Source organism: Metabacillus sp. RB-C-LZQ-3-1 (genome assembly GCF_058315175.1).
This window is the reverse complement of record NZ_JBZFLI010000003.1, coordinates 109928-123290: the sequence shown is the minus strand read 5'-3', so window position 1 is coordinate 123290 and position 13363 is coordinate 109928. Positions and strand designations below refer to the sequence as shown.

The following is a 13363-nucleotide window of genomic DNA, read 5'->3' as shown; positions in this document are numbered from 1 at the left end:
TTTTATTTATTCATTTACAAGATATGTTGATACCATATCTACCACTAACTCAATCATTTCATCGTACGACTCCTCACCAAACCCATCCTTGTTCATATTCACAAAGAAAATCATCTTAAATATCCCTGAAATGGCTTTCGAATCATAATCTTTAAAAACGCCGCGACGTTTTTGCTCCTCAACAAATTGCAGGAAGAAGTCATCCTCATCTCCGAAATGTTCCATAAGCTTTTCTTCCGGCAGTTTGCGAAGTAAATACTCCATTTCACCTTTACGAAATTTATCTAAAATTGGGTTTTCCTCCATCATTACAATGGCTTTCTTAAGGAATCGTTTTAAACTATCCTTTGGATCTACGCCTTCTTGAAAAGCCTCTTTAAGTAACTGTTCTCGGAATTCAGATTCATAATGCTCAAGAATGGCAAAAAACAATTCTTCTTTTGAATTATAAAAAGAATAAAATGCTCCTTTCGAGATACCCACAGCTTTTGTTAAATCCTCAACACTTGTTTTCTTTATACCAAATTGACCAAATAATTCTTTACCTTTTTCAAATAAACCCTTTTGGATAATTTCTCTTTCTCTTTTAGAAAATCCCTTCACGATTTGATTAACCTCCTTCAAATCCATATGACTATATTGGATTTTTGTTCATAAAACAGACAGAATTCCCTTTTATTGATTTTAAAATAAACCATGTGTTAGTCCAACTTTTGCCCTGTTACCTTTATAAAAATATCTTCCAATGTCGCTTCTTGTGTATGCATCCTTTCGATTTGCTCCGATTTAAGCAACTCTAGAAAGCTCTTATTTTCACCGATGCCCTCCAAAGGAAATTCCTCTTTTATAATTGTGTTATGTTTTAGGTATTCCAGACGAAGCTGTTTTTTACCATATTGAAGCTTCAATGCCCGTGGTGAATCAATTAACGCAACTTGCCCATCAACGATAAAAGCAACACGATCACAGATTTCTTCTGCTACACTCATATTATGAGTCGTTATCAAGATCGTTTTCTCTTCTTGTTGCTTCTCTAAAATAATTTCTTTAACAAGTCTTGCATTTGTCGGGTCCAGACCTGAGGTTGGTTCATCTAGAAAGATAAGGTCAGCATTATTAAGAAAAGCTCGACAGAAGTTGAGTCTCATCTTCATCCCTTTGGAAAAATTAGCAACCTTTGTATTTGCCTGTTCTCCAAGTCCGACAGATTCAAGTAGTTGAACAGGATCATTGGTCTTACCTGCATAGAGAGAACGAAAAAATGACAGGTTTTCCATTGCAGTGAACTTAGTATATAAATTCGGAAGCTCAAAAGATACTCCTATTTTTTCATAATAATTAGCATCTACTTCGTTTATATTTTGGCCCATTACACGAACTTGCCCTTGATAACCTTTTAGTATGCCAATAATAATTTTTTGTATTGTGCTTTTTCCAGCCCCTGATGGGCCAAGAAACCCAAAAATCTCACCTTTTTTAACGTCAAAATTTACCCCTTTGATCGTTGGGCTTTTTTTACCAGGATAGGTGTATTCCAAATTTTCGACTTCAATCATAGCTAATATCTCCCTTTTGGATTACTTCAATTCTCCCATGGTTTTTAAAATGCCACAGGAGAATTGATAATTAAACAGCTTTAATTACATTTGTTGTGATGATCTTGTCATTTTCAATCCGGATGTAACCTTTTAATTCAAGTGTGTCAATCCATGAATGAAATAGACTAGCATAAACATGCGGGAGTTCAAGTTTTGCAAACAATGTTTGCATGGTATATGATTCACCTTCATGTTTAAACACGCCCATACTTTGGAATGTTTCCAGTAAGATTTCAGCGTTATGTCCCAATTCTGTGTCCACACTCTTCCTTGGTTCTTCTTTCAAAGGATATGCTTCTAATAACTGAAGTACTTTTGGAGCCACCTCACTTAAAACCGGCTCTTCCAAGATACTGTTATGATCACATTCTACTGTAAAAACATCCAGTTCCTTCCTGACCATTTTTCCCCAATAAGTTGTGTAGTCATAATTATCTAAAATGTTAACTCCTGGCAAACCAAGTGGGTTATCTTCGGCAACAAAGCCTTTAGTTGTTTTAAAGAATGTGACATTAGATACATCATACGGATCTGGACGATGTGCTGCATAAGCCTCTTCCGCATAGTCAGAAACCAGCATGCCACCTTTGATAAAATTATAAATTTCATCTGTTTCAATGATTGTTCCGCTTTTTTCCTTCGCTAATTTAGCTAGATAGGAAATTTGCAAGCGTCTTGGGACATTTTCAATATCTTCATTCGTTATGAGTAACTCAGGATTCTCATCTGACTTTAAAAAAGCATTGACGAGAAATAGCTTTAAAAAGTCAAAATCATATGTGCCATAGAATAGGTCATTAACCTCATCTGTCGGTGGATACGTATCAAACATAACGAGGTGGAGTATTTCCTCACCCTCTGCTTTGAGACGCCGCGCAATTTCCATAGCTACTAAGCCTCCAAAGGAATAACCGCCAAAGAAGTATGGTCCTTTTGGTTGGATCATTCTGACACAGTGGTAATAATGGTCTACCATCTCATCAAACATTTGCGGCATTGTCTTACCATCTGTTCCACGTGCTTGGAAAGCATACATTGGATAATCAGGTCCTATTATCTTTGACAAGTTTCGAAAGACTGTAGAATATCCAGTTGCCCCGTGGAACCAAAAGGAAATCTGTTTAGTTCCTTTTGTATTAATCGGTATAAGCTCCGGTGGATATTTTGATTTACTCGCCTTTGGTTTGGACGGTGAAGGTGTTAGATCTATTTCCCTTGGCTTTACTTCCTCTAAGATATAGGAAGCCAAGGAAGAAATAGTTGGGTATTCCACAATGACACTCGCATCCATTTGTTCTCCAAAACGTTCTTCAACAACCTGCATAATAACTGATGATAGCATCGAATCTACACCATATACTGAAAGCTCCACATCAGCTTCAAGCTCAGCAGAGTCAAGCTTTAGTTTTTCTGCCAGAATTTCCTTTAAGATTTGGATAATCTGCTTGTGGCTAATAGCTTTGTCTGATTGTGCTCCTAAGGTATTGTTACTAGTAACAGCTAATTCTAACTCGGTCATAGCCATTAATGATTGTTCCGACTGTGCACCTTTTGCTGTTGGTTTAGATTTTGGTGCCCAGTAACTCTCCTTGGCAAATGGATAAGTCGGCAACGGGATACGTTGGATCGTTAGATTGTCATATAATGTCTTCCAATTAATGTGTGCACCTTCTGTCCACCTTTTAGCGAGGGCATATAAATCTTTTCCCTGCAATAGACGGTCAATTTCGGATGCATTACCCGCGCTCTGTTCATTTAATCCCCTTGTAGAGACAACTTTCCCGAAATAGAATCCATCAATATTTTCTATTCCCTTTACATAATCCTGCAGCTTCGTTACAAGATCTGAAAGACTCTTTGCTACAGTGGCGATTCGTGTATTCATTTCCTCTCTGCCAAGGTGGAGTGTATAGGCCAAACGTGTGAACAGCCGCTGCTGATCTTTATTAACCGCAATGCTGTTTCCACTTCCCCCTAGTTCTAGGGTTAGTAAAAACTCTGTCAACTCACTAATTGATTGATAGTCATTTTGTACATTCAATACTGACTGAATATCTATCCCATACTTTACGTGTAATTCGGTTAGCAGTCGATTCCACTGTACAGCCCCGAAACCATAATCTTCAAAGTTCTCAAACACATCCAGATCCTCAGAACTAACATTAATGATACCAGCTATAATGTCACATAATTCAGCTTGAAGGCTGCCTTTTGATACGAAAGAATGATTCTCTCTATATGTCTGCTTATCTATAAAATGAATGAAAAGTTTCACATATTCTTTTAGTTGATGTTCGTTTTTTGCAGACAATACAAATAGCTGATTGCTAGATTCTGTTTCAACTTCAGCAGAAATCTCTTCATATTCTTCTAGGACAATATGGGCATTGACTCCACCGAAACCAAATGAACTAACTCCAGCCCGTCGAGGAATTTTATTTCCACTAGCATCTGTCATCTGTTTCCAATCACGAGTTTGATCAGTAATATAGAATGGTGTGTTTTCAAGCTTGACATACGGATTAACCTTGTTGAGATGTAAGATTCCTGGCAATTTCTTATTTTGCATCGCAAGGATGACCTTCATGATCCCTGCAATCCCTGATGCAGGCTCTAGATGACCAATATTTGTCTTAACAGAGCCAATCCCACAATAAGCTTGTTTGGTCAATGGCTTTCCTTGCTTACGTGTTAATTGCTTGAAGGCTTTTTTAATACCTTCTATTTCTACAGGGTCACCAAGTTCTGTTCCTGTACCATGTAATTCAATATAATTGATCGTTTCAGGATCAAAGCCTGCTTCTTCATAGGCTGCTGTTAACAAGTTCGCCTGTGCTTCAGAATTAGGTGCCGTTAACGAGTTAGCTTTACCACCGTGATTAACTGCGGTTCCTTTAATGACGGAATAAATATGGTCGTTATCGGAAATTGCCTTACTTAACGGCTTAAGCATAAGCATACCGATCCCTTCCCCTTTGACATAACCATTAGCATCTGCAGCCAATGTTTTGCAACGCCCATCTGGAGATAAAATGCCCATTTGCCCCGCACTAATCATTCCATAAGGAGCTAATATTAAACTAACACCACCAGCAATTGCCACTTCACTTTCACCATTTCGAATGGACTGAACCGCACGATGTATAGCAACTGATGAACTAGAGCACGCCGTGTTATAAGGTTCACTTGGACCATGAAAATTGAGTAAATAAGAGATTCGATTCACTAGAATAGAAAGCTCATTCCCAGTTCCCATCTGAGCATTAAATTGCCCATCATCATGCAGTAATTGCAGGTAATCTTGGAACTGAGCACCAACAAATAACCCTACATTACGTCCTGAAAAATCTGAAGCCTTATATCCGGCATCTTCGATTGTTTTCCAAACAGTCTGTAATGCCAATCTTTGTTGCGGGTCCATCATTTCAGCTTCATAAGGAGAAATATTAAAAAATCTCGGGTCAAACTTATCAACATCCTCAATGAAGCCGCCCCATCTTGAAGAAGAATAGAGCTTACCAGCTTTATCAGCAAACTCTTTCCAATCCCAACGATCTTCAGGTACTTCGGAAATCATATCTTTTCCTTTCACTAAATTGCTCCAATATTCCTCCAAATCCTTGGATTGTGGAAACATACCGCTCATACCTATAATGGCAATGGGCTCATTATTAGTGTAAAGCTGTGATTGGGAAACCGATGTTTCTGATTGTGTTGGTTCTCCTTCCACAACAACTTTTTGGTTAGGTTCCTCTTCATGATCATACTCATAGTGAGATCGTATTTCTTCCCTGAACTCCTTGAGCATGTATTCTGCTATTCCGGCAATATGACTTTGTTCAAAAAAAGCTGTTGGTAAGACATCAACTTTATACAAAGAACTCAGTTCATGAGACAGTTCTTTTAGAGTCACAGAATCAAAACCAAAATTCCCAAGATTTTCGTGAATGTCTAGACGATCAGGTTCTATCTTAATAAGATATGCTGCCGTCTGGTGTAGATCATTGACCACTTTCTTTAAAAGACCATCATCTGAAAGAGTTATCGGTGCAGGTGTTTGTACAACCACTGATTTCCTTTCATTTGTTAGCATGGACTTTGTTGAAACTGTCTTTGGTTCTTCTTGAATGTCTACCCAGTAACGTTCGCGTTTAAATGGATAACCAGGTAGTGAGATACGTTGTGGCTTGACTGCCGGATAAAATAGATCCCAGTCAATCTCCACGCCAACAGACCAAAGCTTTGCAATTTCTGCAGTTTCTTTATCAGCTATGATCGCTTTAACAAATTCTTGAGCCATTTTTCCTCGTCCTAAAACATCAATAACCGAATCTCTTTCAAGGTTGCCGCTATAGATCCCGCGACTGCGGCTATCTCCCGCTAAGAAGTGATCGAGTTTGCTTGCGAGTTCATCAAGATCAGACGCAACTATCGCTAGTCTTTCCGCCATTTGTTCTCGCCCTACTTGCAACGTATAGGCAATTTGCTGAAAGTTCTGCGGTGAGGCATCACGTATATAGTCACGTAACTTTCCAGCATAAGATTTCAGGCTTTCTTGATCCTTCGCTGATAGAATGAAGATTTGCTTATACGGCCCCACTACTTCTTCTCCTGGTCTTCTTTCATAGTCTTCAATAATGATATGGGCATTTGAACCCCCTGCTCCAAAAGAACTAATTGCAGCAAGTCTTGGTTTATCTAATTTTGTGTCAGCTCCTTGTGAGGGATGCCAATCCTGGATTTCACGCTGTACATAAAACGGTGTATCCGCAAAATCTATATTCGAATTTAAGGTTTCCGAATGTAAAGACGGAACAAGTTTGCGATGCTTCATTTGCAAAAGGACTTTGGTAAGAGCAGCAATTCCTGCCGCAGACTCGGCATGACCAATATTTGACTTAACAGACCCTATAGCACAGTATTGTCGTTTACCATGTTGTGTACTATAGGCTTTTGCCAATCCGGAGATTTCAATCGGATCACCAAGCGCGGTCCCTGTTCCATGTGCCTCAATATAACTAATCTGCTCAGGTTCTACGTTTGCTTTTCGCAGAGTTTCTTTCATCACATTTGCTTGAGCATTCGGATCAGGAACAGTAAAGCCGTTCGTTTTTCCACCATGATTGATCGCACTTCCCCTGATCACACCATATACTTGATCTCCATCAGCCAAAGCTTTACTAAGCGGTTTGAGTAACACAGAACCTACTCCTTCACCGGGAACGTATCCGTCACCGCCGTCACCGAAGCTACGGCATCGTCCGTCAGATGAAGTAAAACTACCTTGGCTTAACAAATGATACTTATAAGGATGAATGGATAGATTAACTCCCCCCGCTATAGCAGTCTCAACCTCACCTTCTTGAATACTTTTACAAGCTAGATGTAATGCAGTTAAGGAAGAAGAACACATCGTATCTACCGCCATACTCGGACCTGTCCAATCCATATAGTATGAAACACGATTAGCGACCGAAGCATATGAAGAGCTTGGAACATACCCTTCACCGTTAAATACATTTTGCGTGCCATACATTTGATACAGGCCATACATAACCCCAACAAAAACCCCTGTACGACTTTTCTTTAACGCAGTATGCGTATAACCTGCATCTTCAAGCGTATGCCATACTGATTGCAAGAAAAGTCGTTCCTGCGGATCCATTAGCTCTGCTTCTCGCGGTGATATATTAAAAAAGAGCGGGTCAAACTTGTCTACATCATTGATAAAGCCCCCCCATTTACTTTCACTAATACTCCTCTCTTTGTCCCATCTTTCCTCTGGAATTTCCGTAATACAATCCTTACCGCTTTTAAGATTCTCCCAAAATTCATCAACATTATCAGCCATCGGATAACGGCCGCTGACACCTATAATAGCTACTGGATCATCTATTTGCCTTTCAGTTGAAGGATGAAGCGGAAAGGATTCCCTTATAAATCTATTTCGTCTTTGTTCAGCCGTTTTTATACTTTCCTTTTTTGTCACTTTGACCTGCAATTTAGATTCAGTATGCTTTTCAGGGTTTGACCCAAATAATTGAGTTAACTGATTTTGGTACTGTTCCGCAAAAAAAGCAGCTAATTCTTCAATCGTCTGATATTCAAAGAACAATGTCTTTGAGAGCTTGCCAAAATCTCGTTCAAGTACCCGTGTCAAGTTGACGATCATCGCCGAGTCAATTCCATATATTTCGAGCGGTTCTTGACATTCAATTTTAGCAACCGGAATCCGGGTTTCTTCTGCAAGAATACCAATCAAGTATTCTTGCATCTTCTGATAGTAAAATAATGTATTCTCACTTGTTTTATATTTATCTATCGTAACTTCATGAGGGATGGTATTATTACCGGTTGTTGGATTATTAACCAGTAACTGCTGTAACTTATTTTTGTCACCATTTAATACCAGCCACTGACCACTTTCATCTGTTAGTAAAGCAGTCTCTAACGCTTTTAATCCCTTTTGTTTTGATAATGGGTACATCCCTTGCTCCGTCATCATTTCCTCTATGAACGGATCCAGTTGCATTCCTTTAGTCTGCCACGATGGCCAATTCAATGTCACAGTTCTACCGTGGCGCTGTCCTTTGTCACGTAGACTCTCTCGATAACCAACATACGCATCCAAAAATCCATTAGCATAGCCATAGTCACTCTGACCTAGATTACCGAAAATAGATGCTAAGGATGAGAATAAAACAAAGAAGTCCAACGACTCATCACGTGTTACTTCATCTAGCCACCAAGTACCATACACCTTTGCAGCAAAAACGTTTTTCATAGACTCTAATGACTTATTTATGATTAGTCCATCATGAAGCACGCCCGCTGAATGGATGATTCCATGAATGTTGCCAAATCTTTCTTTAGCTGCTGCCAAAAGTGCATTAACATCTTCTTTTTTACTTATGTCAGCTCGATGATAGATCACCTCTGACCCAAGCATTTCCCATTTATGCAAGTATGATTGTTGTTCAATGGTAATAGCAGAACGCCCGGTAAGTACTAATTTAGCTTGAAATTTCGTGACCAGGTAGTTAGCGACAGTTAAGCCTACGCCTCCAAGTCCGCCGGTAATGACATATGTCCCTTTTTTCCTAAACGACACTCCTTTTAGCTCATGTTCAGTTTGATTGATCAATTTATGAGGACGCATGACTAACGCCCTACGCTCGCCTGACTGATAGCGCACATAGTCAATATGTTTAGGCGCTTCTAATTGGGAATTAAGTGCAGCAAACTCTTGAATCCAAAGCCTCGGCTTATTTATCTGATTATCTAGCTCTATATATTTGTATTGAAATCTGGGATTCTCATGGACTAATGATTGTAACCAACTAGAAACAGCTATGTTAGCAGGATGTGCTTCCCCTTGATTCGTATCACTATAAATCAGCCGGATAGATTCTATACCTTTTTGCTTTTGCATTAATGATCGGGTTAAATGAAACAATGAGTAAATCCCATTAGTCAAAACATTCTCCAGCTGCTCATAACTACTTAGGTTTTCTTGATACGACCATTTATAGAGAATGAATTTTGGTTGAATTTCCTTCTCCATCAATGTATCAAGCAGCATCTGATATTGCTCACTATCTTCCGGGTTTAGGACGAAACGAGTGGTATCTATAACTTTGAAACTTGCTCCTGGTTGTACAAGCACGACACGACTAGAATTACCTAAGTTTTCATGCTGGCTCCGGATCCATTCACGATATAGTTGTTCATGATGATCAAAAATAATCACATCACCTAATAAACTAGTCGTCGGTTCTTTAGATTCACTGGCAAGAGGTTGAAGATCCCAGCTTGGTTGATAAAACAACGTATCCTCAGTTCGTGATTGATCAACATGTTTCCGTACCTTTAGTTGTAACATTCGTACCAGTATTTTTCCGCTTTGATCCGCAAGATATATGTTATATGCTGTTGGATCATCTTCAGGCTGTGTCACATAAGCATAGCAACTGCTTGTAACTGGATGAAAAATCTCTAAACTTTCTAGTGCAAAAGGAAGATACAAATCCCCCTCATGTTCTCCTTTTCCATATATCGTCCCAATTATTGTTTGAAGAGAACCGTCAAGGATGCTCGGATGAAGCTTAAAGTCTTCATGACTGTAAGACACTATTTCGGGAAGTTTCAACAGTGCAAGTGCTTCTCGATTACCAATATATAGTTCGTCGATCGTCTGAAAGCTCTTTCCATAGACGAGATCGTGTTTGGAAAACCATTCATATAATGATCCGCTATTCGGTATCGATTTACAGCGTGATTTAATCTCAACAGGTGAAAGAAATTCTTCCATATCCATAATCTCTCGTTCAGCAGACTGTTTTTCTAGTGAGAGCATCCCTTCAGCATGAAGGATGCTTTCTTTTTGATTATCACCACTAAAAATGTCAAAGCCAATAACACGATCTTGCTCCGGATATAAGCTGATGTGTAGGTGATTTGCTGATTCTTCTTCGGATAAAATGAATGGGTTGATCCAAGTCAAATTATTAAGTTTTACAACACTGCCTTCACTTGAAAGCTCACCAGCGGCACGGGCTAGTTCAATATAGGCGGTTGCAGGTAAAATATGAGAACCTGCTACCTGATGATCTCTCAAATAAAATTCTTCTCCAGTGAAGTGCGTACTGTATCGCTGCTCCTTTAAACTTGAAGTATTGACTTCAATCAGTGGATGCAAATATGCTTTTGCACTTTCCAACTTTATTTCATGATCTTGATGCCAGTAGCGTTCCCGGTCAAATGGATAAGCTGGCAATGAGATTAACTTATGATGAACCCCATTGAACAAGGCTTTCCATTCAATAACATCACCTTGCTTATAAAACTCTTTTAGTTTCTCAAGATGCTCAACATATTCTGTGCCGGTTATATTCTTCATTTCCGTTATTAACTTTTTTTGCCTATTTTGTTCACGGTGAATTGATAGTTTTGATTTAACCGCTTCTTCTTGTAAATCAAAGTTTTGCAGTTTGGTTTGAAGTTCATTCAAATCGCGAACTATCCATGCTGTTCTAAGTGGGAAATGCCCTCGTCTTTGGCACAATGTATAGCTGAGATCTGTCAGGTTAATATTCTCACCTTGTTCAGTCTTGTTTTGGCACCACTGTAAAAGATCCTCCACACGCTGCTTTAGTGATTTCTCTGTTTTTGCAGAAATGGGAATAAAATACCCTGCTTTCATTTCTTTTACTTGATCTTGTTCCCAGGACTCTTCACTCGGCGGTTCTTCGATAACAATATGAGCATTAGTCCCGCTAAATCCAAATGAGCTAATGGCAGCTATCCTCGGCTTATTGTCTTGATGTTCCCAGTCGCGTAACTCTTTGTTAACGAAAAAAGGACTATTAGGAAAATCAATATGTTGATTATAGGTAGTACAATTTAAAGAAGGCGGTAATTGTCGATGTTTAAATGCCATCAAAACTTTAATCACACTTGCCACACCGGCTGCAGCGGATGTATGACCAATATTCGTTTTAACAGATCCAATTGCACAAAATTGCTTTTTATCGGTAAATTGTCTAAAAGAATTTGTCAAAGCCTCAATTTCAATCGGATCGCCAAGCTTCGTTCCAGTACCATGTGCTTCCACATAGCTAATATCCTCAGGATTAATGCCTGCCTTTTGATAAACAGCTAACTCCAGCTCAGTTTGTGACAGTGTACTTGGTGCTGTAATCCCGTTCGTTTTCCCGTCTTGATTAATACCTGAACCTTTAATAACACCGTAAATACGATCTCCATCACGCTTAGCAGCCTCCAATGATTTAAGCACAACGACACCGCAGCCCTCACCAGGCACGAAACCGTTGGCACGATCATCAAACGTCTTGCATTTTCCATCACTTGAAAGCATGCCCGCATTACTGGCTGCAATATGAAAATACGGCGTATTAGAGATAAAAACACCACCTGAAAGCGCCATGTCACTATCACCATTCAGGATACTCTGACATCCTAGATGAATTGACACCAGTGATGAAGAGCAAGCTGTATTCACCGTGACACTCGGCCCTTTAAGGTTAAGAAAATAAGAGATACGAGCTGGCAGAATCGAACTTTCTGTTCCCCAAAGAGATTGAGGTTCAACCCCATTATTGAAATGCATCATATAATCAGAGTTACCTACACCTGCAAAGACCGCACATTTTTTATGACTAATTTCGTCGTTAGCATAACCGGCATCTTCTAAAGCCAACCAACTTTCTTCTAGGAAAATGCGTTGTTGCGGATCGGTCATTTCTGCTTCTTTTCCTGACATATTAAAGAAGAAAGCATCGAATTGGTCGACATCCTTTAAGAATCCACCCCATTTACTATTCGTTTTGTCCAATTTATGCGGGTCGGTATCATAAAATTCTTCAGAGCTCCAACGATCAGCCGGAACTTCGCGAATTGTACTATGACCGTTTGCAAGGTTTGACCAAAAAGTATCAACATCCGCTGCTCCTGAAACGCGACATGAAATACCGATTATAGCTATATCATCTTTATTTTCTTGTTGGCTATTTCCATTAGCTAAAATCGGTCTCTCCTCCTTATTGTTCGTAAAAAAGTTTTTGGAAGAAGAGTTTGATGTCTTTACATCGGAAGCTTCGGCCGGTTTATAGCTTGGTATTAATTCCGAAGCTAATCCTCCAGTTTCCGGTACAACAACAACCTTGCCAATATTCTCACGCTTTTCTAACCATTGATATGCGTCGTTTATCTTAGCCATATTAAAAACTTTCCCAACCGTCGCCTTTATAGCACCATCTGCTAAAACGTTTGACATAACACCAAGGTATTTTTGTATGAGCTCTGGCTGTTTAGAAACAAGACGACGCAGATCAACACTATGAAATGTTTGGTTATCAACTAAATTAGACAAGTCAAACCTCTCTGCAGACTTCAGTCCTACCATGGCTATTTCCATATAGCGTCCGCCAGGTGCTAGACTATTTAGTCCTTTTTGAATAGCATCACCAGCAAGCGTATTGATCACGACATCGACGCCTTTTCCCTCAGTAAGTTCCTGAATTTTTTCAGCGAAATCCTCTTGTCGGTAATTTATTAGATGTTTGACACCCATATTTTTCAAATAGTCAAGCTTCTCTTGAGATCCTGCCGTTGCATAGCATTCAGCACCAATTAACTGCGCCAATTGAACAGCAATAAGCCCTACACCACCTGCAGCTGTCTGAATCAGCAGCTTATCACCTTTTTGAACTTTAGCTGTTTCAAAAACGTGATACATTGTGGTGAACACAATTGGAAAAGCACATGCCTCTTCGTGAGAAACATTGGCTGGTTTTTTCACCACAAGTTGTTCAGGAATTGTCACGACACTGCTTTGTCCCCCCATGGAATCTCCCATCAAGCCAATAACTTCATCACCGGGATTTACATGTGAAACATTAGCACCTGTTTTCATAACAACACCGGAAACTTCAAAGCCTGGAGTAAATGGATAAGCCGGCATGGTTGGATACAAGCCTTTTACACACAGGAGGTCACCAAAGTTTAAAGAGAATGCTTTAACTAATATTTGTACTTCTCCTTCTTCGGGTTCTGAAGGAGAAAGTGGATGAAGTGCAATATCCTTGGTGTGACCTGGTCTTGTTAAGACAACCGATTGAAACCCTTCTCCCTGTTGCTGATTTTGCTCAAGCTTACCAATTAGTTGGTAACCATCCTGAGGGGAGATCTCTCCCCTCTCAATCATTCCAAGAATGGCCGTTAAATCGTTCGGATTAATTTTCAAA

At 39.5% G+C, this 13363-nt stretch carries 3 protein-coding genes; all 3 read right to left on the bottom strand.

The annotated features are described in order from the left end of the window. Nucleotides 1–6: 6 nt before the first annotated feature. Nucleotides 7–603 carry a TetR/AcrR family transcriptional regulator gene (locus AC4GZ8_RS06095; protein ID WP_216413366.1) on the bottom strand — a complete coding sequence of 199 codons (597 nt, stop codon included), beginning with the start codon at nucleotides 601–603 and terminating at the stop codon, nucleotides 7–9. Nucleotides 604–701: 98 nt separating this feature from the next. After that, nucleotides 702–1556 carry an ABC transporter ATP-binding protein gene (locus tag AC4GZ8_RS06090; protein WP_491080930.1) on the bottom strand — a complete coding sequence of 285 codons (855 nt, stop codon included), beginning with the start codon at nucleotides 1554–1556 and terminating at the stop codon, nucleotides 702–704. A 70-nt stretch (nucleotides 1557–1626) separates the two neighbouring features. Further along, a complete protein-coding gene (locus AC4GZ8_RS06085; protein ID WP_491080929.1) occupies nucleotides 1627–13362 on the bottom strand; it encodes an SDR family NAD(P)-dependent oxidoreductase in 11736 nt (3911 codons plus the stop codon). Between the last annotated feature and the right edge of the window lies 1 nt (nucleotide 13363).